A 24574-nucleotide genomic window follows, 5' to 3' on the forward strand; every position below is an offset into this window, starting at 1 on the left:
GGTTCCACCCGATGTCCGTTGAAAACGTTGAGAAGCTGGTCAAGGACAACCAGATCGAGTTCGTCGATCTGCGTTTCGTGGACATGCGTGGCATCGAGCAGCACGTCACCTTCCCGGTCAGCATCATCGAAGCGTCGCTGTTCGAAGAAGGCAAGATGTTCGACGGCAGCTCCATCGCCGGCTGGAAAGGCATCAACGAATCGGACATGGTGCTGCTGCCGGATCCGTCCAGCGCCTACGTGGACCCGTTCTACGCCGACCCGACCATCGTCATCAGCTGCGACATCCTCGACCCGGCCACCATGCAGCCGTACGGCCGTTGCCCGCGCGGCATCGCCAAGCGCGCAGAAGCCTTCCTGAAGTCCAGCGGCATCGCCGAGCAGGCCTTCTTCGGCCCGGAGCCGGAGTTCTTCATCTTCGATTCGGTCCGCTTCGCCAACGACATGGGCAACACCTTCTTCAAGGTCGATTCCGAAGAAGCCGCCTGGAACACCGGTGCCAAGTATGACGGCGCCAACAGCGGCTACCGTCCGGGCGTGAAGGGCGGTTACTTCCCCGTGCCGCCGACCGATTCGCTGCACGACCTGCGCGCGGAAATGTGCAAGACGCTGGAACAGGTCGGCATCGAAGTGGAAGTGCAGCACCACGAAGTGGCCACCGCCGGCCAGTGCGAGATCGGCACCAAGTTCAGCACCCTGGTGCAGAAGGCCGACGAACTGCTGCGCATGAAGTACGTGATCAAGAACGTGGCCCACCGCAACGGCAAGACCGCGACCTTCATGCCCAAGCCGATCGTCGGTGACAACGGCAGCGGCATGCACGTGCACCAGTCGCTGTCCAAGGGCGGCACCAACCTGTTCTCCGGTGACGGCTACGGTGGCCTGAGCCAGCTGGCACTGTGGTACATCGGCGGCATCTTCAAGCACGCCAAGGCGATCAACGCCTTCGCCAACGCCGGCACCAACAGCTACAAGCGCCTGGTCCCGGGCTTCGAAGCACCGGTGATGCTGGCCTACTCGGCCCGCAACCGTTCGGCCTCGTGCCGCATCCCGTTCGTGACCAACCCGAAGGCGCGCCGCATTGAAATGCGCTTCCCCGATCCGATCCAGTCCGGCTACCTGACCTTCACCGTGCTGATGATGGCCGGCCTGGACGGCATCAGGAACCAGATCGACCCGGGCGCACCGAGCGACAAGGACCTGTACGACCTGCCGCCGGAAGAAGAGAAGCTGATCCCGCAGGTCTGCTCCTCGCTGGACCAGGCGTTGGAAGCCCTCGACAAGGACCGTGAGTTCCTCAAGGCCGGCGGCGTGATGGACGATGATTTCATCGACGGTTACATCGCGCTGAAGATGCAGGAAGTCACCAAGTTCCGTGCGGCCACCCACCCGCTGGAATACCAGTTGTACTACGCCAGCTGAGCACGCGCGGCGATGGCGGAGGATACCCCTCCCACCTTCGTCATCGCCGCATCTTTTCCGGCTGGGGAGCCGGGATGGATGAAGCCTGCAACGCGTAGCAAGTGCTCCATCCGTTCAGGGGCAAGCAAGACCGGACGCGCGTCATGGGCCTACCTCCCTCCCGCGTCACTGGCTGTGTTTGGAGAGAGACACAGCCGCCAGGGCCCAGACCACGTTCGGCGCAACAGCCACGGCCACCCCGCGGGGTGGCCGGTGGTTGCAGACGCCACGGCCTGCATCGGCCGTGGACCCATCCACCATCGGGATATGCGCATGAAACTGATCTCCGCCATCATCCGGCCGTTCAAGCTCGACGAGGTCCGCGAGGCCCTCTCCGATGCGGGCGTGTCCGGCATCACCGTGACCGAAGTGAAAGGTTTCGGTCGCCAGAAGGGCCACACCGAGCTGTACCGCGGCGCCGAGTACGTCGTCGATTTCCTGCCCAAGATCAAGATTGAAACCGTAGTGACCGACGAGCGGACCGATGCGGTGATCGAAGCGATCCAGAACGCAGCGGGCACCGGCAAGATCGGCGACGGCAAGATCTTCGTCACGCCTGTCGAACAGGTCATCCGCATCCGCACCGGCGAAATCGGCGCGGACGCGCTGTAACCCACTCGGAGATCCCTCGCATGAAGATTCGACTGTTCGCCGGGTGGCAAGCCCGGTTCCATCTGGTGTGCCTGCTAATGCTGCTCAGCGCATTGGCCGTGGGTGCGTTCCCCGGCGCTGCGCATGCCCAGGCGCAGGTCACCCCGGTGCCAACCGAAGAAGTGACCGTCGAGCCGCTGGCCGCCGAGCCGGTCGCCGCACCGGTGGCCGAAGCGGCCGCCACGCCCACCTTCGACCACGGTGACGTGGCCTGGATGCTGACCTCCACGCTGTTGGTGCTGCTGATGGTGGTGCCGGGCCTGGCGCTGTTCTACGGCGGCCTGGTGCGTTCGAAGAACGTGCTTTCGGTACTCAGCCAGATCCTGGTGGTGTTCTCGCTGGTGATCATCCTGTGGGTGGCCTATGGCTACAGCGCGGTGTTCAGCGAAGGCAACCCGTTCTTCGGCTCCTTCACCCAGTTCGCCTTCCTAAAGGGCTTCTCGCCCGACTCGGTCGGGAACACGCCGATCGCCGGCCTGCCGGATTATCTGTTCGTCGCCTTCCAGTCCACCTTCGCCGGCATCACCACCGCACTGATCGTCGGCGCCTTCGCCGAACGCATCAAGTTCAAGGCGGTGATCCTGTTTTCTATCCTGTGGTTCACCCTCAGCTACATCCCGATGGCGCACATCGTCTGGGGTGGCGGTTACCTGGGCGAAATGGGCGCGATCGATTTCGCCGGCGGCACCGTGGTGCACATCAACGCCGGCGTGGCCGGCCTGGTCGGCGCGTACTTCGTCGGCAAGCGCATCGGCTACGGCCAGACCGCGCTGAAGCCGCACAACGTGGTGTTCACCTATATCGGCGCGATGCTGCTGTGGGTGGGCTGGTTCGGCTTCAATGCCGGCTCGGCCGCAGCCGCCGACACCGTCGCTTCGCTGGCCTTCCTCAACACCATCCTGGCCACGGCCGCGGCGGTGGTGGGCTGGACGCTGGTGGAGGCGATCACCAAGGGCAAGCCGTCCGCACTGGGCGCCGCCTCCGGCGCGGTTGCCGGCCTGGTCGGCATCACGCCGGCCTGCGGTACCGTCGGCCCGATCGGCGCGCTGGTCATCGGCGTGGTCTCCGGTGCGCTCTGCGTGTGGGGCGTCACCGGCTTGAAGCGCCTGTTGAAGGTCGATGACACCGCCGATGTGTTCGGCGTGCATGGCATCGGTGGGATCGTCGGTGCACTGCTCACTGGTGTGTTCAGCGCACAGTCGCTGGGCGGCACCAAGGCCGACCTGGATATCGGCCACCAGGTGTGGGTGCAGTTCGTCAGCGTGGCGTTCACCATCGTGTGGTGCGCCGTGGTGACCGCGTTGATCCTGCTGCTGGTCAAGGCGCTGGTTGGCCTGCGCGTCACCGAAGAGGCCGAGCGTACCGGCCTGGACGTGACCTCGCACGGCGAGTCCGCTTACGAGGTCTGATCGACCTGCTTGCTGCAGAACAACTTGTTGATGGCGCCTGCGTGCGCCGTGACCGGCGGTCCGGGGGCCGCCGGTTTTTTAATGGGTACAATCGGGGCATGACGATGATCCGCCACCTGGCCCTGCTGCTTTCCTGCGCGCTGCTGGCCGCCTGCGCCGGTGCGCCGGTAGAAGAGCGCAATCCGCTTGCCACGTGGGTGCCATCGGCCAACCACAACGCACGGATGCCGGTGATCATCGTGTTGCACCACACCGACCAGCATTCCGTGCAGCAGAGCCTGGATACCCTGCGCAGCGCCAACAGCGGCGGCAAGGTCAGTGCGCATTACCTGATCGGCGCCGACGGCAAGCGCTACCAGCTGGTCGCCGACGATCGGCGCGCCTGGCACGCCGGGCCGGGCCGGTGGGGCACCATCACCGATCTGAACTCGGCATCGATCGGCATCGAACTGGACAACGACGGCGACACGCCTTTCAGCCAGGCGCAGGTCCAGTCACTGATCGTGCTGCTGCAGGACCTCAGCACGCGCCTGCGGATTCCGCCCTCGCAGGTGATCGGCCATGCCGACCTGGCGCCTTCGCGCAAGCAGGATCCCAGCCGCTTCTTCCCGTGGCAGCAGCTCGCGCAGGCCGGTTTCGGGGTATGGCCACGCGCTGCCGATGGGCTGCCGCCGGCCGGCTTCGATCCCTGGCAGGCGCTGGCTGCGTTCGGTTATCCGCTGGACGACCGGAATGCGGCCGTAGGGGCATTCCATCGGCGCTTCCGCGGCAGCGACGACCTGCCCCCGCTGCTGGATGCCGAAGATGCGCGCATCCTGCATTCGCTGCTGCTGCAGCAATAACCAGCGCTCTGAGGCACACTCAGCGCCCTTTTTTTAGATTTCCGGGCTGCTGGCCCGGGTAGGACAGTTCATGAACACCGACAAGAAGTATTACAAGCACCCGGCCGAATCGGACCTGGGCAAGGGCAACGTGCTGATGGAAGCCCGTGGCGAAAAGATCCTGCGCCAGGTCGAAGTGTACGGATTGCGCGCGGTGTGGTCCGATGCCTCCGGGCAGAGCGATGATCGCTTCCTGCTGGCCGATCAGCCGCTGTCTTTCTTCGATTTCGATGAAGATGACGAGATCAGCGCCCGTGAATTCGAAAGTGCCTGGAAGAAGGCGCGTGACGCCTCGGGCACGCCCTGAGCGCTGGCGGTTCCAACGCCTTCTCATTCGCGCGACCGTCCCGCAATTCCGACTGAAATACCCCAGGTTTTGCACTACATTGGTGCAATGACTGTTTCCCTGCCGCCGCCCCTCGTTGAACAGCTCGGCACGCCGGTTGCCTGGGCCGATGCCGAAGGGCGCATCACCGGCTGCAACCCGGCGTTCGCGCGCTGGCTGGGGGTCAGCGGGCGCCGCCTGATCGGCCAGCCTCTGGTGGCGTTGGAAGCACAGGGCGATGCCCTCGCCCATTTCCTCGCCCGCGACGAGCGCGACAGCCTGCGCCTGCACCGGTTGGCGCTTGCGCTGCCGGGCGAGGGCGCACGTTTCGCTGAAGGCTGGATGAGCCGGCTGGACGACGGCGGCTGGTTGCTGGAAGCCCACCCGGTGGATGAATTTCCCGGGCTGGACCCGACCCAGGCCCTGCCCAGCGCGCTCAGTGCGGCGCTCAAAGGGCTCGCCCATGAGTTGCGCAATCCCCTGGCCGGGCTCAAAGGTGCGGCCCAGCTGCTGGCGCGTCGTATCGCCCAGCGCGATGCCGACGAGCGCGAACTGGTGGACCTGATCGGGACCGAAATCGAGCGCCTCAACAGCCTGCTGGATCAACTGCTGTCGCCCGCACCGGCCGCCCCGCACGCCGCGCTTAACATCCACGCCGCGCTGGAGCAGGTGCTGCGCCTGGCTGAGAGCGAAGCCGGCTGGGCGGTCAGGTTGCAGCGTGATTACGATCCCAGCATTCCGGAATTCAATGGCGATGCCGACCGCCTGAGCCAGGCCGTGTGGAACCTGGTGCGCAACGCCATCCAGGCCGGCGCCGGCGGTATCACCCTGCGCACCCGCGTGGAGCATGGCGTGCGCATCGCCGAGCAGTTGCACCCGCTGGCGCTGCGGCTGGAAATCGCCGACGACGGCCGTGGCGTGCCTGAAGAACTCGCCGAACACCTGTTCCTGCCGCTGGTGAGTGGCCGTGCGGAGGGGACCGGACTCGGCCTGGCGCTGGCCCAGCAGGTGGCGCGCGAACACCGCGGTACGCTGACCTATCGCTCGCGGCCCGGCCATACCGTATTCACCCTGCTGCTGCCGATCCGCGGCGGCGCTCCCCATGAGGTCGTGGCCCATGACTGACGCCTCGCATCCCGCCCACGCCGGCCAGCGGGTCTGGGTGGTCGACGATGACCGCGCCGTGCGCTTCGTACTGTCCACCGCGCTGCGCGATGCCGGCTACCAGGTGGAAGGTTTCGACAGTACTGCCGCCGCGCTCGACGCGCTCACCCGTCAAGCGGTGCCGGCGCTGCTGTTCACCGATGTGCGGATGCCCGGCGACGATGGCCTGGTGCTGCTGGACAAACTGAAGGCCGCCCACCCGCAGCTGCCGGTGATCGTGATGTCCGCCTATACCGACGTCGCCAGCACCGCCGGTGCCTTCCGCGGCGGCGCGCACGAGTTCCTGTCCAAGCCGTTCGACCTGGACGATGCGGTCGCGCTGGCGCGGCGCGCGCTGCCGGGCGCCGAGGCACTGCTGCCCGACGATCCCGACCCGGGTGATCCCGGCCAAGCGGACCAGACGCCACAGTTGGTGGGGGATACCCCGCCGATGCGGGCCCTGTTCCGCGCCATCGGCAAGCTGGCGCAGGCGCCGCTGGCGGTGTTGATCACCGGCGAAACCGGCACCGGCAAGGAGCTGGTGGCCAGTGCGCTGCACCGCGAATCGCCGCGGTCGCATGCACCGTTCGTTGCGCTGAATACCGCGGCCATTCCGGCCGAACTGCTGGAAAGCGAACTGTTCGGCCATGAAGCCGGTGCCTTCACCGGCGCACAGCGGCGCCATGTCGGCCGCTTCGAGCAGGCAGACGGCGGCACCCTGTTCCTGGATGAAATCGGGGACATGCCGCTGGCCTTGCAGACGCGCCTGCTGCGCGTGCTGGCACAGGGCGAATTCTTCCGTGTGGGCGGCCGGGAGTTGATCCACGTCGACGTGCGCGTGGTCGCCGCCACCCACCAGGACCTGGAAGGGCTGGTGGCGCAGGGGCGTTTCCGCGCCGACCTGCTGCACCGGCTGGACGTGGTGCGCCTGCAGCTGCCGCCGCTGCGTGAACGCCGCGACGACATCGCCCAGCTCGCCACCACGTTCCTGTCCGCGGCGTCGCACAAGCTCGACGGCCCGGCCAAGCGGCTGACTGCGTCCGCGCTGCAGGCCCTGCGTGAGCACGACTGGCCGGGCAACGTGCGCGAACTGGAAAACGTGTGCTGGCGGATGGCGGCGCTGGCAGCCAGCGATACCATCGGCGCGGCCGACGTGGAGATGGCGCTGAACCGGGGAGCCGCGCGCAGCGGCCCGCGCGCCGGCCATGCCGACCCCGGTCAGTGGGAAGCGCTGCTTTCGCAGTGGGCGCGGCAGCGACTGGCCGAAGGGGCCGAGGGCTTGCATGCACAGGTCCGCGAGCGCGTGGACCATGCATTGCTGGAAGCCGCCCTGCAGGTCACCCATGGTCGTCGCGCCGAAGCGGCCGCGCGGCTGGGGCTGGGCCGCAATACGTTGACCCGCAAGCTGGGCGCCGGCCGCCGGCGTGGCAGCCATTGAACCGAAATCCAAAGCTGCCTGTGCACGCTCGACACCTGGCGTTGATGTGTCGTGGACAGGCAGGCCCGTAACGTGCATTGCAAGGAGTCCACGATGTCCTCGATCCGCCTGATCCTGCCGGCTGCTGCCGGCGTGTTGTTGGTTGCCTGCGGTACCACGCCGCCGCCGCCCGCTGCGCCGCCGGTGGCGGTGAGCGTGGTGAGTACCGCGCAGATGGCCGAAAGCAATCTGTCGCCTGCTTCGGCCAGCATCGTCAGCGGTCGCCTCGCCCTGGTGCCCGAAGCCGGTGGCGTGCACGTGACCGGCGTGATCGGCGGACTGCAGCCGCTGCAGCAGCCGGCGTTCCACGTGCACGAGCGTGGTGACTGCAGCGCCGTGGATGCCAGCAGCGCGGGCAATCATTTCAACCCGACCCAGCAGCCGCATGGTGCGCCGGGCAGCGGGCCGCACCACCTTGGCGACATGCCCAACCTGCGCGCCGATGCGCAGGGCCGGGCCAACGTCGACATCCACCTGCGAGGCGTCACCCTTGGCGGTGGCGCCGCCAACGACATCGCCGGACGTGCACTGATCGTGCACGCCCAGTCCGACGATCATCGGAGCCAGCCTGCCGGCAATGCCGGCGCACGCATCGCCTGCGGCCTCATCCGCGTCACGAAGTAGCCTTTGGGCTGCGGGCCCTGCACCCATCCAATGGAGAACCACCTGATGCGCCTGATCCACACTTCGCTGTTCGTTGCCGTTGCCGCCCTTGGCCTGAGCGCCTGCAACAAGCAGCCGGAAAACGCCGCCGACACCGTCGCCCCGGCCACCCCGGCCGAAGCCACCGCGGCCACCCCCCCGGCCGACGCCCCGCCGCCGATGACCGGCCCGACCGCAGAAGCCGGCGCCACCGCCGTCGCCGAACTGGCACCGACCCAAGGCAATGAAACCAAGGGCTCGGTCAGCTTCAAGCTGGTCGACGGCCGCGTCCACGTCACCGGCCAGGTCAGCGGCCTGAAGCCGGGCAGCGAGCACGGCTTCCACATCCACGAGAAGGGCGACTGCAGCGCACCTGATGGCGCCAGCGCCGGCGGCCACTTCAACCCGGGCACCCAGGACCACGGCAGCGTGGCCAGCGACCCGCACCACGGCGGCGACATGCCCAACATCACCGCCAACGCCGAAGGCGTAGCGACCATCGACGCCCCGGTCTCGACCAACGTCAACATCGGCAAGGGCGACGGATTCGACATCATCGGCCGCGGACTGATCGTCCACGCCGACGCCGACGACTACAAGACCCAGCCCACCGGCAACGCCGGCGCCCGCCTGGCCTGCGCCGTAATCAAAGCCCCGTAACAAATCAGCTGCACGCAAACAGGAACGCCGGCAAAAGCCGGCGTTCTGCTTTCAAATCCCCACCCCGCCGCCGGCGCCAGAAATCGGTCAGCAGAGGCGATGGTCCGGGTCAGGCAGGACCGTCTGTTGCCATGGATGGCAACAGCGAGCCCCCAAGGACGGGTTCACGGCGTGTCCTGCATGACCCGGACCATCGCCTCACCCCGACAAAATCAAAGCGCCGAGCAGCAAAAATTCACCGTTCCAACAAAGCCCGCGCATCCTGCCCCGCCTCGCAATGCACGAACAACACCGGCACCCCGTGCGCCTCCAACACCGCCGCCATCTGCCGCTGTCGCATAAGGTACTGCTCATACACGCCCTTCAACTGCTCGCAGTCATTGCGCCCGTGCGCGTAGTACGTGCACCAGCCTGCCGGATCGAACAGCGCCATCCGCGCCTCGCCCTGCGTATAACGCAGCAACGGCTCCGGCGCGGCATCCAGCCATTCGTCCTGCTCCGGCGCCATGATCGCCGTCTCGATCAGCGGCCATAGGATCGCCAGGCCCTGGTTGTCGTACTGCATTGACATCATCGCGGCGAGATCGTTCACGGTGAAATAGCGTGCATGTTCCACGCGTGCCCCAAACGCCTTCTGCGCCAACAGAGCGGTATCGGCATGCGCCATGCCCTCGGCCAGCAGCACCGTTTCCAGCGCATCGGATACCGCTGCGGTGGTCGCCGCGTCCGTGCCGGTCAGCAGGAACGGCAGCACGCGCAGGCCGCCGCCTTTCAGCGTGGCATCGGCCTGGAACGGCAGCGGCACATCGCCATTGGCATCGGCGCCGAAGGCCAGCAGGCGCGGGCCCTGGCTGCGACCCGGTGCGCGCATCTGCAGCTCTTCCAGGCGGCGGTGGATCGGCCAGCCCGGACGCAGTACTTCGGCCGGGTCGAAATGCGCCGCGGCGAACACCAGGTCCAGCTCGCTGGCCTGTGGCACCAGCTTGGCCAGGTCGCGGCCGATCCTCTCGGCCAGTTCGCCGGATTGGTCGGCGGTCAGTGCGGCCTGCGTGGGCGACTGCCCATCGGCGAGCTCAAGGGCCAGCACGCCGATGGCGTTCATGGCGGGGTCGGTTTTGCTCATGGTTTCACGGTTGGCCCATCACAGGGCGGCAGCTACACTTGGGACCATTATGCCTGCCATGTCGTGCAGGCCATGTTGCAGACACCCTATCCCATGCCAGGTATGTCCATGCCCAACGCCCGACCCGTCGCCATCCTCGGTGGCGTCCGTATTCCGTTCTGCCGCCAGAACACCGCATATTCGGATGTCGGCAACCTCGGCATGTCGGTGCGTACGCTCGGCGCCCTTGTCGAACGGTTCGGCCTGCATGGCCAGCAGCTCGGTGAAGTCGCGATGGGGGCGGTGATCAAGCACTCCAGCGACTGGAACCTCGGCCGTGAAGCCGCCCTGTCCTCGGGGCTGTCCGCGCTGACGCCCGGCATCACCATGCAGCGTGCCTGCGGCACCTCGCTGGACACCATCATCGCGGTGGCCAACAAGATCGCCCTGGGCCAGATCGAATCGGGCATCGGTGGCGGTTCGGATACCACCTCCGACGTGCCGATCGTCTATGGCAAGAAGCTGCGTGCCCGCCTGCTGGCCGCCAACCGGGCCAAGAGCCCCGGCGACAAGATCCGCGCGCTGACGCGGGGCTTCAAGTTCTCCGAATTCAAGCCCGAGTTCCCCGGCGTGGCCGAGCCGCGTACCGGCAAGAGCATGGGCGACCACTGCGAAGACATGGCCAAGGAATGGAACATCTCGCGTGATTCGCAGGATGAGTGGGCGGTGTCCTCGCACCGCAAGCTGGCCGCCGCGTACGAGCGTGGCTTCTTCAACGACCTGATCGCCCCGTTCCGCGGCGTGGAGCGCGACAACATCCTGCGCGCCGACACCTCGTTGGAAAAGCTGGCCACGCTGAAGCCCGCCTTCGACAAGGTCTCCGGCCGCGGCACGTTGACCGCCGCCAACTCCACCCCGCTGACCGATGGCGCCTCGGCAGTATTGCTGGCCAGCGAAGAATGGGCGCGTGCGCACGGCCACGAACCGCTGGCCTACCTGCGTGACTCGCAGGTTGCAGCGGTCGATTTCGTGCACGGCGAAGGTCTTTTGATGGCCCCGACCGTGGCCGTACCCGAGATGCTCAAGCGCAACGGCCTGACCCTGCAGGATTTCGACATCTACGAAATCCATGAAGCGTTCGCCGCGCAGGTGCTGTGCACGCTGCGCGCCTGGGAAAGCGAAGACTACTGCCGCAACCGCCTGGGCCTGGATGCTCCGCTGGGCCGCATCGATCCGGAAAAGATCAACCCGCTGGGTTCGTCGCTGGCCACCGGCCATCCGTTCGCGGCAACCGGTGCGCGCGTGATCGCCACGGCGGCCAAGCAGCTGGCCGAGCGCGGCGGTGGCCGTGCGCTGGTGTCGATCTGCACCGCCGGCGGCATGGGCGTGGTGGCGATCGTCGAACGCTGAGGGGCGTGATCCGGTAGCGCCGAGCCATGCTCGGCGAGCCGGCAGCCCCGCATACGCCGAGCAGGGCTCGGCGCTACCTCAATGCTACCGAACGCGGGGGAAACCGTTGTCGTCGCGCGGTTCACCGGCGTCGTACACCGGCGGCACCGGCGCCATCACCTGCTCTTCCACCGTCGCGCGCGGGGCCACCACCACGGCCGGCTCCGGGCGTACCAGCGCGATGCTGTCTTCGCCGCGCTGCTCGCGCAGTGCGTTGGCCAGGCATTGTGCGGCCAGCGTGGTCTCACCGCGGGCGAGCAACGATGCGCCCAGCGCTTCCCACGCCGATGCACCGGCGCCAGCGGCAATCGCCTCGTGCAGCAGCACTTCGGCCTCTTCGTTGCGGCCCTGTGCCAGCGCCACGCGACCCTGTGCCAGCAGCAACGCGGGCGAACCGTCGTGCACCCGGCGCCAGCGCACCAGGTTGGATTCGCGGGTCGCCAGCCGCGAAGCGGGCAGGGCACCGTACAGTTCCACCAGCTCATCGCTCCAGCGCTGGTCCAGCGCCTGTTCCAGCGCCAGCAGGGCCGGCTCGTCCCAGTCCAGCGCCACCGCACGTGCGGCATAGGCCGATACCACCGCAGGGTCGGCACGCAGCGCCTTCGGCGTGGTCTCCCACTGCGCGGCGAGTGCATTGACGTCGGCCGCTTCCAGCAGCGCCTGCGCCGCCAGCCGGGCTTCCAGCGTGGTCAGGGCATCGGCGGGCAGTACCTTGCTCTGGCGCAGCGCACCCAGCTGACCGTACGCCTCGTGGGCACGGCCGGCGCGGGCCAGCGCTTCACTGCGCAGCCACAGTCCGCGCGGCGGCAGTGGCTGCAGGTTGGCCGCATCCAGGGTGTTGATCGCATCCACCGGCAGATCGTCGGCGAGCAGCTGTTCGGCGCGCAGCAGCGCCAGGCTGGTGGCATCGGCCGCGCCCAGGCGCTGCAGGTAGCTCTGGCTGGCGGCGTCGTCACCGCGCGCACGCGCACTGCGCGCTGCGTTGGCCAGCGCCACGCCGGTCACTTCCTGGTCCTGGGCCGCGCCGTCGAACAGCTTCTCCGCGCGCTGCCAATGGCCGTGTTCATAGGCCTGCAGGCCATCCACCAGGCGCACGCGGCCCTGCTTGCGGCGATAGCGGCCCCAGGCGCGGAAGGGTGAAGCGATCAGGCTCCACAGCAGCCACAGCACCAGCAGCGTCACCAGCACCAGCAACGCGACCTGCGGCAGGGTGCTTCGGTAATCGGTACCGCCGTAGCGGAAGATCACTTCGCCATACTGGTTCAGCGTGTTGGCGCCCAGCCACTGCGCGCCGACGACGCCCAGCGCCACGGCCAACAGCAGCACGATCAGGGATTGCAACGGCTTCATAACGGGGTCTCTCCATCGCGCAAAGTACGCAGTTGTTGCAGGGTGCTGCCCAGTTCCGGTGCGCCCAGGCGCAGCGGCGCCGAGCGCAATGCACGCAGTTCAGCACGCTGCCTGCGCAGGTCCGGTGAATCCGGCCACAGCCGGGTCATCCCGTGTTCAATCCGGTCCAGCGCCTGCTGCAGGGCGGGGCTGTCGCCGCGTTCCACCGCGGCGCGGGCAAGGGTCAGCTCCACCTGCAGCGCGTCGGCACCGGCCACGCGCTGGGCATCGGTCAGCGGGCCACTGAGGCGGCTGGGGGTGATCTGCACGAACGGGGCCAATGCGACCTCCCACCACGGTCGTTCCCGTGCGGTGTTGGCCGGGGACGCCGGGGCCTGCAGCGGCAGCGTCTGCAACGCCTGCGCGAAGGTCGCCAGACGCAGCCGTGCATCAGCCCGCGGCCCGTTGCCTGCAGCATCAAGCACGTTGCGTTCCTGCAGCAGCGCCTGGCGCAGGTTCAGCCCGCTGGCGGCCGGCAGGTCTTCCAGCTGGGTGGCGGCGAGCGCATACAGCCTGCGCGCACCGGCCAGGTCATCGGCGCCATCCAGCCGCTGCGCGGCTTGGGTCAGCAGCAGCTCGGCCTCGTCCACATGCAAATCGTGGCTGTCCTGGCGGGCGCTTTCGGCGAGCCGCGCCAGGTTCTCTTCAATCAAGGCGCTGCGCTGGCCCAAGCCCAGCACTTCATCGCGCAGCACGCGGTTGGTGCTGGCCGCGTCCTGCAGCCGCGCACTGGCCGCGCGCTGGTCGCGACGCAGCGCTTCCACGCTGTCCAGCAGGCCCTGCAGCCGGACCGCGTCGGCCTGCGACTGCAGGCGGGCACGTTCCTGCCATTGCTGCACGGCGTGCCATCCCCAGCCGCTGGCCGCTACCAGCAGCAGGACAAGGATCAGCGGGACGATCCAGCGCAGCGACCGCTGCGGCGGGGTAGGTGGGGGAGTTTCAGTCATCAGGACAGCATCCCTGTTGCATGCGCCAGCGGCAAGCAGCGCGGATGGGAGGGGCAGCGCCGAGCCATGTTCGGCGGCAGCGGATCCGGACATCACCACGCCTGATGGATCCCGCCGAGCGTGGCTCGGCGCTACCGGGTCTGCTTCACATCAGCGTGCAGTGCCAGCGCGGCGGCGGCCATCTGGCTGGGCGTCGGTCCGGCGGCCACCCGCACCGGGGCCAGCCCCAACGCCCGTGCCTGCACCGCCAGTCGCTCGCTGGCGACCACCACCGCCATGTCGGCCTGCCAGCGCGCCTGCCACGCCGGCGACAGCTGCGCCCAGACACGCTCCAGTGCTTCGCCACTGCTGACCGCCAGTACCCACGGCCGTGGTGATCGCGACAACCGCGCCAGCGCCCGCGCCGGCAGCTGCACTGGCACACGACGATAGACGTCGGCGCGCAGCAGCCGGGCACCGCGCGCCTGCAGATCGGCAGCAATCAACCCGCGTCCGCCGGGTGCGGTGACCAGGCCTATCGTCATTCCCTGCACGTCGGACAGTACGGGCAACGCCAGCAGGCCCTCGCTGTCCATCCGCGACGGCGCGATGGCATGCTCGATACCGTGCGCACGCAGCGCGCGCAGCGTGCCTTCACCCACTGCCAGCCAAGGCCGTTCGGGAGCATTCAGGAAACCACCGTCGCAGGAGGCCGCCGCGGCCACCGCGGCCGGGCTGGTGAAGATCACCACCGAGGCCTGCAATGCCGTGCACAAGGCGCGAGCCCCTGCGGCGTCAGGCCGACGCTGCAGCCGCCACGGCGACAAACCGACCGTACACGCGCCTGAATGGGCCACGGCGGCACGCAGCACCGCGTGCTGCCCCTTCGGGCGCAACGACACCAATGTCCAACCACACGGTTTCGCATGTTTATCCATTGCCTGCATTATGCGGGCCCGCGTTGTTGCAGGTGTAACCACCGATGTCCGTCGAACCCGTTTCCTCTTCGCTGCTGGTCCTGCAACAGGTGCTCGACAGCATGCCGCCGGTGCGGGCGATGCAATTGCGCCTGGAAGGCTACGCCGATGGCCAGCTGCAGCTCACCGCGCCGCTGGCGGTCAACGTCAATGACAAGGGCAATGCGTTCGGTGGCAGCCTGGCCTCGGCCATGACCCTGTCCGGCTGGGCCCTGGTGACCCTGCGCCTGCGCCTGGCCGGGTTCGAAGCGGAGGTCTACGTGGCCGACAGCCAGCTGCGCTACCGCGCCCCGGTGTACGGCGACCTGCATGCACAGGCGCAGATCGACCCGGACAGCGACTGGGACACCTTCCTGTCCACGTTCAAGCAGCGCGGCAAGGCGCGGATCGGCGTGGTCGCGGTGCAGCCCGGGACCGATGGCAAGCCGGCAGCTGAACTCAGCGGTCGTTTCGTTGCCTTCGCCAAAGGGTAGGATGGCAGGCTGATGCCTTGGGGAGCAGACCGTTGAAGCACCTGCACATGCGCCGCCTGATCCAGTTGTTGATGCTGTCCAGCCTGCTGGCCGCCTCGTTCATGTCGATGGCCGCCGATTTCAGCCGCAAACAGCGCACGATGCTGGAAGAAACCCAGAACGCCTACGGGTCCACCATCCGCTGGGGCAGCATGGAAGACGCCGTCGGCTATCTCGACCCCGAAAGGCGCAAGACCAACCCGCCCACCGAATTCGAGCTCAACCGCTACTCGCAGCTGCGGGTTTCGGCCTACCGCGAGCGCAGCACGGCCTCGTTGCCCGATGGCACGGTGGAGCGCCGGGTGGAAATCGGCGTGATCAACATCAACACCCAGGCCGAGCGCCTGGTAACCGTGGTGGAGCGCTGGCGCTGGGATCCCGAAGGCAAGCGCTGGTGGCAGTTCAACGGCCTGCCGGATCTGTGGCAAGGGCATTGATGCTCGACCCGGCCCATCGCCGGCGGCCGGGCTGACGCCGGAAATCGCCGCTGGAATCCCGCGCCCACCGCCTTGTGCGACAATCGGCGCCCGCTTATCGACCCGTGACCTGCGTGAATTACGAAGAGTTGGTGGCCTTTGCAGGCCGAAACCCCATGCTGTCGGCCGCCCTGGTGGGCCTGACCGCCGCGATCATCGTCACTGAAATCCGCCGTCTGTTCCGTGGCTACAAGTCGCTCAAGCCTGCCGAACTGGTGCAGCTGATGAACGCCGGCGACGCCGTGGTGGTGGACCTGTCCGCCAGCAGCGACTTCGAAAAGGGCCACATCGCAGGCAGCAAGAACGTGCAGGCCAGCCAGTTCGGCCCGGAGCACAAGCTGGTGGCCGCGGCCAAGCAGCGCCCGGTGGTGCTGGTATGCCGTGCCGGCACCGCATCCGAAGCCGCTGCCAAGACCCTGAAGAAAGCCGGTTTCGAGCAGGTTTCCGTGCTCGATGGTGGCTTGCCGGCGTGGCAGCAGGCAGAACTGCCGCTGGTCAAGGGTCGTCATTGACCTGATGGCGCAGGTAGGGGTTGTGCACTGCATGGCCCGCCCCCATCGCTGTTGATGCAACACACCGATCAAACATAACGTTCAACGAATAATCTGGAGCAACAGGAAATGTCCGAAGAAAACACCAACGGCGCCGTCGCGCCGGTCGACGCCGCCAACGGCCCCGCGTTCACCGTCGAAAAGATCTACGTCAAGGACGTTTCCTTCGAATCGCCGAATGCTCCGAGCATCTTCAACGACCAGGTGCAGCCGGAACTGCAGCTCAACCTGAACCAGCAGGTGCAGCGCCTGGGCGAGAACGCCTTCGAAGTCGTGCTGGCCGTCACCCTGACCTGCAAGGCCGAAGACCGCACCGCGTACGTGGCCGAAGTGAAGCAGGCCGGCGTGTTCGGCCTGGTTGGCCTGGACCCGCAGTCGATCGACGTGCTGCTCGGCACCCAGTGCCCGAACATCCTGTTCCCGTACGTGCGTTCGCTGGTCAGCGACCTGATCCAGGCCGGCGGCTTCCCGCCGTTCTTCCTGCAGCCGATCAACTTCGAGGGCCTGTACGCGGAAACCCTGCGCCAGCGCCAGGAGCAGGGTGAAGCGTCTTCGCTCGCCAACTCCGAGCCGGCCGGCAACGCCTGATCGGCGTTCCGACCCCGCGCATGAGCGATAACGCTGACAAAGTAGCCGTACTCGGCGCCGGTTCCTGGGGAACCGCGCTGGCCAGCCTGCTCGCCCGGCACGGTCTGGAGACCGTGCTGTGGGGACGCGACGCGGCGATGGTGGAAGCCATCGACCAGCGCCACGAGAACACCCGTTACCTGCCGGGCATCCCGCTGCCGGAGTCGCTGCGCGCGACCACCGACATGGCGCAGGCCGTGGAAGGCGCCGCGTGGATCCTGGTCGTGACGCCGTCGCATGCGTTCAACGAAACCGTGACCGCGCTGGCGCCGCTGCGTCCGGCCGGCGCCGGGGTGGCATGGGCGACCAAGGGCTTTGAACCCGGCTCGGGCCGCTTCCTGCATGAAGTAGCGCGCGAGATCCTCGGCGACGACGTGCCGCTGGCCGTGGTCACCGGTCCGTCGTTCGCCAAGGAAGTCACCCAGGGCCTGCCCACTGCGATCACCGTGCACGGCGACGTGCCCGAGTTCGCCCAGGCCGTGGCCGAAGCCATGCACGGTCCCGCCTTCCGCGCCTACACCGGCGATGACATGCTGGGCGCCGAACTGGGCGGTGCGATGAAGAACGTGCTGGCCGTGGCCACCGGCGTTGCCGATGGCATGCAGCTGGGCCTGAACGCACGTGCCGGCCTGATCACCCGTGGCCTCAACGAGATGCTGCGGCTGGCCGCGGCCATCGGTGCCAAGCCGGAAACCCTGATGGGGCTGGCCGGGCTGGGCGACCTGGTGCTGACCTGCACGGGGGATCTGTCGCGCAACCGTCGCCTGGGCCTCGCCCTGGGCCGTGGCCAGACGCTGCAGGATGCCATCCGTGAAATCGGACAGGTGGTGGAATCGGTGCAGACCGCTGACGAAGTGATGCGCCAGGCGCGTCGTTACGGCATCGACCTGCCGATCTCCGACGGCGTTCGCGCCGTGCTGCACGGCGAACAGACCCCGTCGGAAGGCCTGCGCACCCTGCTGGCGCGCGAGCAGAAGCCGGAGTATCCGGACACGCTGTTCAAGTGACCCGGGCAGGGCACCCCTGACCTGACCAACCCCGGCCAACGCCGGGGTTTTTCTTTGCCGATAGTGCCAAGCCATGCACGGCGGCTGCTCGCGGAAAGTTTAAGAGTGGGCGTGACCTTTTTAACTTTTCGTCTCAAAAGTTCAAAAGCCCAACCGCGCGATTTCCATACCGGCGCGTCAGGCTCATCAGAGCCAAAAAAAAGAGCCCGACCAAAGGCCGGGCTCCGTGGGCGTGTGGGAGAGAGGTCACACGCCGTTTCGCACTTACCACCACACCATTCTTTCAACTACGTATTACGCACTAACGACAGGCGTTCTTACCAGGTGAAGCGCGGACCGACGAACCACTCGCGGTCACCGGCCTTGGCCAGCTTCACTTCGCCACTCAGGCCCCAGTTCTGGTTGAACTTGGCGGTGGCGCCGACACGGCCGTAGAACTCGCCGTCCGGATTGATGCCGTGCTTCTCGCTGAAATCTTCGTAGCCGGCCAGCGCATAGCCTTCGATCATCGGGGTGAACGCAGTGCGCACGCCGACTTCGGTCGAATAGCCATTGAAGTCCAGGCCACGCTTCGGATCGAACTTCTGGTACGCGACGCGGGCCACCAGGTCGGTGGTCGGCGCGATGCCGTAGTTGTAGCCGACACCCAGGCGCCACTGATCGACGTCAGCGTTGCTGCGCTCGGTTTCCTGCGCGGTGTAATCACCAAAGACGTGGAAGTTCGGATGCACCGCGACCGAACCCTTGACACCCCAACCGTCGGCATCGCCGCCACGGGCGTCGGTGTTCACGTAACCGCCTTCCACGTAGTTGTAGGACAGGCCATCAGCGGCGGAGGCCGCGAACGGCATGGCAACCACGAGACCCAGGGCCAGCAGGGAAATCTTGTTCATCGGGACACTCACACCTTTCTTGTTTTGGTAGATCGGACGGGCCTGAAAAACCCGTTCGACAGGTGTGAATTATCCGTTTGCCACCGCAATCGCTCCTGAATATTGAACTGACTGGTACATGAACTTGGTCCCCGTTCAGGGAACTATGGAGATAGCACTCGGGCAACTGAAGACCACGCCGTCGCAAGCGCGCAGACAGGCCTGGCAGAGAGACGCGCTCTAGCCGGTCCTTGTGCCTTGTTCCAGATCCTCGGCAAACCTGCGCATGAGGTGAACCAGGTTGGCAATATCTTCCGGAGTCCAATCCCGGAGGATCCCCTTTGCCAAGCGCTCACGGGCCTGGTCGATCTGGTCGGTCAGGGCCTTGCCTTCGGCAGATACCACCGCTTGGCGCATCCGCCGGTCTTCGGCGTTGTCATGTCGGACCACCAGTTCCATGCGCTCCAGCTTGGTGACCTGGCGACTGATGGTCGTGTAATCCCTGCCCAGGCGATCCGCCAGTTCAACCACTCCAATCGGGCCCAGGCGCTCAATCAGCACCAGAAGGCGAAACAGCGCCTGATCCAGGTGCACGCCGGCCTCTGCGATCAAGCGCTCGTCATTCCGGGGACGGTTCATGACGCTCACGATCGAGATCAAGGAGCGATGGAGGTCCTTCAACTGCGTCGATATATGTGTATCTTGCACTTTCTTTTTCGCGGCCATACGCTTTCTCCTGATATGTGCATATTACACCCTACTTGGAGACTGAATGATGGCGGGTTCGACTGATGTCCTGATCTGCGGTGCCGGTGCTGCCGGCCTCACGATGGCGATCGACCTGGCGCGACGCGGCGTGCGCTTTGTCCTCATCGATAAGCTCCCTTCTTCCTTCCAGGGCTCGCGCGGAAAAGGGATCCAGCCGCGTACCCAGGAGATCTTTGAAGACCTCGGCATCCTGGACCGGGCCATGGCGGCGGGCGGGATCTATCCCACCGTGCGCCGGTACACAGCAGACGGGAGCCATGTGGATCAGGAAGTGGTCAACACCAGCAACCCCACGCCTGCCGAGCCCTATCACCTGCCGCTGATGGTTCCGCAGTACAAGACCGAAGCGGTCATGCGCGAGCGTCTGATCGAACTGGGGCATTCCCCGGAGTACGGTGTCGAACTGACGCGTATCGCGGTCGGCACCCATGGCATCGAAGCCGTGCTTTCCACGCCGAACGGCGAACGCATCCTGCATGCCCGTTACCTGGTGGGAGCCGATGGCGGGCGCAGCTTCGTGCGCAGTGCTTTGGGGATCGGCTTTCCGGGCAGAACCCTGGGTGTGCGCGCAATCGTGGCCGACGTCGTACTGGAGGGGTTGTCGCGCGATAGATGGCATCAGTTCAACGGCGAGGCAGGCCCCATGGCCATCTGCCCGCTTGCGGGCACCACGCTGTTCCAGATCCAGGCGCCCGTTCCGTTGGAGGGCGACATTGATCTCTCTGCGGCCGCGCTCACCGAACGCGTTGCCCAACAGACAGGGCGCGCAGATATCATCGTCCAGTCGGTCGCTTGGTCGTCCCTCTACACAATGGGTGCCAGGCTTGCTGATCGCTATCGAAATGGCCCGGCGTTCCTGGTTGGCGACGCGGCGCATGTCCATCCTCCCACCGGCGGGCAAGGTCTCAACACCAGCGTGCAGGATGCTTACAACCTGGGCTGGAAGCTCGCCGCGGTGCTGGCCGGCGCACCCGATACGCTCCTGGATACCTACGAAGCCGAACGCCGGCCTCTGGCCGCAGATGTGCTCGATCTTTCCACCCGCCTGCTCGAAGGATTCAAGAACGGCGACAACAGGCGTCCCCGTGAGGCCCAACAACTGGATATCGGCTATCCGTCCTCGCCACTATCGTGCGTGGGGCGCTACCCGGCCGGCAAGCTGGCGCCCGGCGCCCGCGCGCCCGATGCCCTCGTACAGGGCGCAGCTGGCAGTCCAACGCGTCTGTTCATGCTGTTCAAGGGCACGCATTGGACCCTGTTGGTCAATGGCCCCTCGAGAGTTGCACCACGGGCTGGCCTGCACATCCACAGCATCGGGCCCGGCCTGGAGATGGAGGATCAACTGGGCCATTTCGCCCAGTTCTACGGGCTGCACGAGCAGGCGTCCGCGTTGATCCGACCCGATGGATATCTTGCCGGGACGTTTGCCAAGGATGAGCTCGCCGCGCTTCAGGACCACCTGGAGCAATACTGCTGCCACCAAGCAGGCGTGTTTCCTGGTCAGTGAGCCCGCTTGGTTTCTTTCACGTCAGCTGATCTATATTCGGCCCCAACAGGCCGCACGCCGCGGCCGGGTCGGGAGATTTACATGACAAGCGCACGACTGCTGGGCGTTGCATTGACCACGGCGGCACTGCTGGCCGTGGCCCCTGCCTGGGCCGACCCGCCGCACCACGCCAAGGGCAAAGGGCCTCCTGCCCATGCTGGCGGACCGCACAACCGCGAAGCGCCGCCGCCCGGCTGGCAGAAGAAGGCGTGGCGGCGGGGTGAGCGCCTGCAATGGGCGGAGGTGGATCGTCGCTATTGGGTCGACGATTACGCGCATTACCGGCTGCGCGATCCCGGGCGCGGCGAGCGTTGGGTCCGGCAGTCCGACAGCGAGTATCTGCTGGTGGAAATCGCCTCTGGCCTGATCATCGACGCCCTGCATCGGTGATTCAACACGAATGAGCGACGAGGAGGCTGGCTGGATCGACGCATCGGTCCGGCCAGCGCCAGGCACTTCCCTGCAGACACCATCGGCCCGCTCTTTCCGCAAAGGCTGCGTTGGCGGATACCGCGCTGGATCCCGCTCGGAGAACCAAGATGAAACGTCTTGCCACGGGTCTATCCGTCCTGCTTCTGTGCGGCTGTGCGGGCTACGCGCCCAAGCCGGTTTCCGCGCCCGCCACGATGGCCGCCGCGCAGGATGCCGCGGACGTCATCTACTTCGGCGGTGACGTCGTCACGGTGAACGACGCGCAACCCACGGCAGAGGCGGTGGCGATCAAGGACGGCAGGATTCTTGCCGTTGGCCGCCTGCAGGAGCTGGTCGCCCGCGCACAGGGCGCTGGCACGCAACTGATCGATATGACAGGAACCACGATGCTGCCGGGTTTCATCGACCCGCACAGCCACTTCCTCAACGCCATGACGATGGAGGACCAGGCCAACGTCACCGCCCCGCCGGTGGGTCCGGCCAGCACGGCCGCCGAGATCGTCGCTGAACTCCAGCGCTTCGCGAAAGCGAAGTCCAAGGCGCCCGGTGACCTGGTCATGGGCTATGGGTACGACGAGAACCTGCTTCCCGGCGACCACCCGCTGACCCGCGATGACCTGGATCCGGCGTTCCCGGACACTCCCGTGGTCGTCGTGCACGTGTCCACGCATGGCGCGGTACTCAACTCGGCCGCGCTGAAAAAGTTCGGTATCACGGCCGCCACGCCCACGCCGCCCGGCGGCATCATCGCGCGCCGGCCCGGCACCCGGGAGCCGACCGGGCTGCTGATGGAAACAGCCTGGATATCGCTGCACGAACAGATGCCCGCTGCTTCGCAGGAACAGGAGCCGCGCCAGCTCCGCTATGCGCAGGACCTGTACGCCGCCGCAGGGGTCACCACCGCCCAGGACGGCGCCACGATGGCCGCACAGGTAGAGGTGCTGAAGCGCGCTGCGGACCGCGGTGAGCTCTTCATCGACATCATCTCCTACCCGTTCATCGGCGAACTGGAGAAGGTCCTGCAGGCACACCCCGCCAGGACATTCGGTCACTACGACAAGCGCTTCAAGCTGGGGGGCTGCAAGATCATGGCCGACGGTTCACCGCAGGGCAGGACGGCCTACTTCACCACGCCGTACCTGACCGGAGGCCCCGGCGGAGAAACAGACTGGAAAGGGGAGCCCACTTTTCCGCGGGACATTCTCGATGGCATGTTCAGGACCTGCTATGACCGGGGGCTTCAGGTCATAGCCCACGCAAACGGCGACGCTGCCATCGACATCGTCCTCGGCGCGCATGCGGCCGCCACCGCCGGCACCGCACCCAAGGACCGTCGCACGGTGGTCATCCATTCCCAGTTCGTCCGCCGGGACCAGCTGAAGCAGTACGTGGACCATCAGCTGATTCCCTCGTTCTATACCGAGCACACCTTCTTCTTCGGGCAGGCGCACATCAAGAACAGAGGTATCGCGCAGGCATCGTTCATCAGCCCGATGAAGACGGCCATCGCGATGGGGCTCAAGCCGACCAATCACACCGATTTCAGCGTCGCGCCGATCAATCAGATGATGGTGGTGTGGTCAGCTGTGAATCGCCGACTACGCAGCGGAGACATCCTGGGGCCCGATGAACGGATCAATCCCTTGGACGCACTCAAGGCGATCACGATCCATGCCGCCCACGCGTACTTCGAAGAAGCGGAAAAGGGTTCGATCGAACCGGGAAAACTGGCCGACCTGGTGATTCTTGACGGCAACCCGCTCACGGTCGACCCGGGCGCGATCAAGGACATCAAGGTGGTCGAGACCATCAAGGAAGGCAGGACGATCTACCGGGCAGCGCATGACCGATCTCCGGGCATCGCCAGCCCCGAACGTGGGTAACACCTGCAACGCTGCACCAGTACCATGACGGAAAAAAAAGGGATCTTGCATGCTCGAGACAGGAAGTGCGCGAAGCAGCCGGGAATGGGTCACCCGCAAGTTCCCCGATCACTCGCAATGGCCGCGCGTGAAGCGCCTGCTGCACCTTGGCGGGATGGTCTGCGTGCTGCATGGCGTGGCGTGGGGAGCCTACTACGGCAGTCACGGCATGCTCGTGCTGGCATGGGTGTTGAGCGCGCTCACGCTGGTGGGAATCGGATGCTTCATCATCGCCCGCCGGCGCGACCGGCTGCCGATGGTGCTCATCGCGCACGTGCTGGTGGTCATGACCATCTTCGTCAGCCTGGCTGAAACGCCTACCTTGGCGGCGGCGCGCTCCACCCATCTGTTCCTGCTGCCGATCGGTGCAGCGACCTTCTTCCTGTTCCGCAGCGAAGGCGTCTACCTGCGCTGGATCCTGCCGACGCTGTGCGTGGTCGCGCTGGCCTGGCTGGCGATCAGCCCGGCCAGCTTGGGTGCCGGCCTGGAACTGCTGTCGGACACCGTGCGCCGGGTCCGCCATGGCCTCAATACGGTGACGGCCATGGCGTTGACCGTCGGGGTGCTGGCGATCTTCCGCGAAGACTTCAGCACCCAGATGGACCAGTATGCCGCGCTGGTGCGTGGCATCGCCCAGCGCGAACTGCGCGGCTACCTGCAGCCGCAGGTGGCGCTCAACGGCCAGGTCGTGGGGGCCGAGCTGCTGCTGCGCTGGGACCGGCCCGGGCACGGGCTGCAGTCGCCCGCCAATTTCATTCCGCTGGCCGAGCAGACCGGGCTGATCCACGAAATCGGCCTGATGGCGCTGCGCCGTGCGTGCGTGCAATTGGCCGCATGGGCCACGCTGCCGGGCGTCAATACGTGGGTATTGTCGGTGAACGTGAGTCCGCTGCAGCTGGCCTCGGACAGCTTCGTCAACGACGTGCGCGGGATCGTGCGCGGCACCGGGGCGCCGGCCAACCGGCTGCGCCTGGAGATCACCGAATCCGCCCTCGCCCACGACCACACGCAGATCGCTTCAACAATGAACGCCCTGCGCGAGGACGGCGTCTCCTGGTCGCTGGATGACTTCGGCACCGGCTTTTCCTCGCTGTCACTGCTGCAGGTGCTGCCACTGGATGAGCTGAAGATCGACCAGACGTTCGTAAGCGGGATGGGCGGAGACGCAAGCCACCGCGAACTGGTGCGCAAGATCATCGAGATCGCTGCCATCCTGGGGGTGTCCACCGTGGCCGAAGGCGTGGAAACCGAGCAGCAGCGCGCATGGCTGGCCAGCATGGGTTGCCGGGTGTTCCAGGGTTATCTGTTCGGCCGGCCAATGCCGGCCGATGACTTCCATGCCGCGCATGTGGCGCCGCTGGTCTGATGGT

The 24574-nt window shown here is 66.5% G+C and carries 25 protein-coding genes; 19 read left to right on the forward strand and 6 right to left on the reverse strand.

Going from position 1 to position 24574, the window contains the following annotated elements:
- The first annotated feature begins 11 nt into the window (after positions 1-11).
- The 9 genes from glnA to SOM47_RS14855 all read left to right on the forward strand — a co-directional run bounded on the left by glnA (position 12) and on the right by SOM47_RS14855 (position 8648).
- Entirely contained in the window at positions 12-1421 is a 1410-nt protein-coding gene (glnA, locus tag SOM47_RS14815; protein WP_042614703.1) for a type I glutamate--ammonia ligase, read from the forward strand.
- Positions 1422-1733: 312 nt separating this feature from the next.
- On the forward strand, positions 1734-2072 hold the full coding sequence (locus SOM47_RS14820) for a P-II family nitrogen regulator (RefSeq protein ID WP_042614733.1): 339 nt from the start codon (positions 1734-1736) through the stop codon (positions 2070-2072).
- Positions 2073-2092: 20 nt separating this feature from the next.
- Entirely contained in the window at positions 2093-3520 is a 1428-nt protein-coding gene (locus SOM47_RS14825; RefSeq protein WP_192084811.1) for an ammonium transporter, read from the forward strand.
- 98 nt (positions 3521-3618) lie between these two features.
- Positions 3619-4362 carry an N-acetylmuramoyl-L-alanine amidase gene (locus tag SOM47_RS14830; protein WP_320506010.1) on the forward strand — a complete coding sequence of 248 codons (744 nt, stop codon included), beginning with the start codon at positions 3619-3621 and terminating at the stop codon, positions 4360-4362.
- Positions 4363-4432: 70 nt separating this feature from the next.
- Positions 4433-4708, forward strand: coding sequence for a hypothetical protein (locus tag SOM47_RS14835; protein WP_042614706.1), 276 nt, complete (start codon positions 4433-4435; stop codon positions 4706-4708).
- An 87-nt stretch (positions 4709-4795) separates the two neighbouring features.
- Positions 4796-5851, forward strand: a complete 1056-nt coding sequence (locus SOM47_RS14840) for a two-component system sensor histidine kinase NtrB (protein WP_320506011.1) — start codon at positions 4796-4798, stop codon at positions 5849-5851.
- Positions 5844-7307, forward strand: coding sequence for a nitrogen regulation protein NR(I) (gene ntrC / locus SOM47_RS14845; protein WP_320506012.1), 1464 nt, complete (start codon positions 5844-5846; stop codon positions 7305-7307). Before SOM47_RS14840 ends, ntrC begins: the two co-directional genes overlap by 8 nt.
- Before the next feature lie 93 nt (positions 7308-7400).
- Positions 7401-7970 carry a superoxide dismutase family protein gene (locus SOM47_RS14850; RefSeq protein ID WP_042614709.1) on the forward strand — a complete coding sequence of 190 codons (570 nt, stop codon included), beginning with the start codon at positions 7401-7403 and terminating at the stop codon, positions 7968-7970.
- A 45-nt stretch (positions 7971-8015) separates the two neighbouring features.
- A complete protein-coding gene (locus SOM47_RS14855) occupies positions 8016-8648 on the forward strand; it encodes a superoxide dismutase family protein (protein WP_042614734.1) in 633 nt (210 codons plus the stop codon).
- A gap of 235 nt (positions 8649-8883) precedes the next feature.
- On the opposite strand, the gene SOM47_RS14860 is transcribed toward SOM47_RS14855, so the two are convergent.
- A complete protein-coding gene (locus SOM47_RS14860) occupies positions 8884-9771 on the reverse strand; it encodes a hypothetical protein (RefSeq protein WP_042614710.1) in 888 nt (295 codons plus the stop codon).
- Positions 9772-9864: 93 nt separating this feature from the next.
- On the opposite strand from SOM47_RS14860, the gene SOM47_RS14865 reads away from it, so the two are divergent.
- Positions 9865-11160, forward strand: a complete 1296-nt coding sequence (locus SOM47_RS14865; RefSeq protein ID WP_101101594.1) for an acetyl-CoA C-acetyltransferase — start codon at positions 9865-9867, stop codon at positions 11158-11160.
- Positions 11161-11244: 84 nt separating this feature from the next.
- Here SOM47_RS14865 and SOM47_RS14870 read toward each other — a convergent pair whose 3' ends face one another.
- From SOM47_RS14870 to SOM47_RS14880, 3 genes are all read right to left on the reverse strand, one after another.
- Positions 11245-12549, reverse strand: a complete 1305-nt coding sequence (locus tag SOM47_RS14870; RefSeq protein ID WP_192084802.1) for a heme biosynthesis protein HemY — start codon at positions 12547-12549, stop codon at positions 11245-11247.
- Positions 12546-13535, reverse strand: a complete 990-nt coding sequence (locus tag SOM47_RS14875) for a uroporphyrinogen-III C-methyltransferase (protein ID WP_320506013.1) — start codon at positions 13533-13535, stop codon at positions 12546-12548. The genes SOM47_RS14870 and SOM47_RS14875 overlap by 4 nt, the downstream gene beginning before the upstream one ends.
- Before the next feature lie 131 nt (positions 13536-13666).
- Positions 13667-14461, reverse strand: a complete 795-nt coding sequence (locus SOM47_RS14880; RefSeq protein WP_042614713.1) for a uroporphyrinogen-III synthase — start codon at positions 14459-14461, stop codon at positions 13667-13669.
- A 35-nt stretch (positions 14462-14496) separates the two neighbouring features.
- On the opposite strand from SOM47_RS14880, the gene SOM47_RS14885 reads away from it, so the two are divergent.
- The 5 genes from SOM47_RS14885 to SOM47_RS14905 all read left to right on the forward strand — a co-directional run bounded on the left by SOM47_RS14885 (position 14497) and on the right by SOM47_RS14905 (position 17664).
- The gene (locus SOM47_RS14885) at positions 14497-14964 is read left to right on the forward strand and encodes a YiiD C-terminal domain-containing protein (RefSeq protein ID WP_042614714.1); all 468 of its coding nucleotides are present in this window, start codon (positions 14497-14499) and stop codon (positions 14962-14964) included.
- A 47-nt stretch (positions 14965-15011) separates the two neighbouring features.
- The gene (locus SOM47_RS14890; RefSeq protein ID WP_042614715.1) at positions 15012-15440 is read left to right on the forward strand and encodes a hypothetical protein; all 429 of its coding nucleotides are present in this window, start codon (positions 15012-15014) and stop codon (positions 15438-15440) included.
- 113 nt (positions 15441-15553) lie between these two features.
- On the forward strand, positions 15554-15991 hold the full coding sequence (locus SOM47_RS14895; RefSeq protein WP_057509246.1) for a rhodanese-like domain-containing protein: 438 nt from the start codon (positions 15554-15556) through the stop codon (positions 15989-15991).
- Between the two features lie 108 nt (positions 15992-16099).
- The gene (secB, locus tag SOM47_RS14900) at positions 16100-16618 is read left to right on the forward strand and encodes a protein-export chaperone SecB (protein ID WP_042614716.1); all 519 of its coding nucleotides are present in this window, start codon (positions 16100-16102) and stop codon (positions 16616-16618) included.
- A 20-nt stretch (positions 16619-16638) separates the two neighbouring features.
- Positions 16639-17664 (forward strand): NAD(P)H-dependent glycerol-3-phosphate dehydrogenase, encoded by a 1026-nt coding sequence (locus tag SOM47_RS14905; RefSeq protein ID WP_320506014.1) that lies wholly within the window; start codon positions 16639-16641, stop codon positions 17662-17664.
- A gap of 317 nt (positions 17665-17981) precedes the next feature.
- Here the strand turns inward: SOM47_RS14905 and SOM47_RS14910 are convergent, their stop codons facing one another.
- Both SOM47_RS14910 and SOM47_RS14915 read right to left on the reverse strand, forming a co-directional pair.
- Entirely contained in the window at positions 17982-18557 is a 576-nt protein-coding gene (locus tag SOM47_RS14910; protein WP_192084792.1) for an OmpO family porin, read from the reverse strand.
- Between the two features lie 219 nt (positions 18558-18776).
- On the reverse strand, positions 18777-19262 hold the full coding sequence (locus tag SOM47_RS14915) for a MarR family winged helix-turn-helix transcriptional regulator (RefSeq protein WP_320506015.1): 486 nt from the start codon (positions 19260-19262) through the stop codon (positions 18777-18779).
- Positions 19263-19308: 46 nt separating this feature from the next.
- Between SOM47_RS14915 and SOM47_RS14920 the strand changes: the two genes are divergently transcribed.
- The 4 genes from SOM47_RS14920 (at position 19309) to SOM47_RS14935 (ending at position 24570) form a co-directional block, all read left to right on the forward strand.
- Positions 19309-20811, forward strand: a complete 1503-nt coding sequence (locus SOM47_RS14920; protein WP_320506016.1) for an FAD-dependent oxidoreductase — start codon at positions 19309-19311, stop codon at positions 20809-20811.
- An 81-nt stretch (positions 20812-20892) separates the two neighbouring features.
- Positions 20893-21240, forward strand: a complete 348-nt coding sequence (locus SOM47_RS14925) for an RcnB family protein (protein WP_042614720.1) — start codon at positions 20893-20895, stop codon at positions 21238-21240.
- Positions 21241-21389: 149 nt separating this feature from the next.
- Entirely contained in the window at positions 21390-23165 is a 1776-nt protein-coding gene (locus SOM47_RS14930) for an amidohydrolase (RefSeq protein WP_320506017.1), read from the forward strand.
- A gap of 49 nt (positions 23166-23214) precedes the next feature.
- Positions 23215-24570 carry an EAL domain-containing protein gene (locus SOM47_RS14935; protein ID WP_042614722.1) on the forward strand — a complete coding sequence of 452 codons (1356 nt, stop codon included), beginning with the start codon at positions 23215-23217 and terminating at the stop codon, positions 24568-24570.
- The last annotated feature ends 4 nt before the right edge of the window (positions 24571-24574 follow it).

The organism is Stenotrophomonas sp. CFBP8980, from assembly GCF_034046095.1.
Taxonomy (GTDB): Bacteria; Pseudomonadota; Gammaproteobacteria; order Xanthomonadales; family Xanthomonadaceae; genus Stenotrophomonas; species Stenotrophomonas lacuserhaii.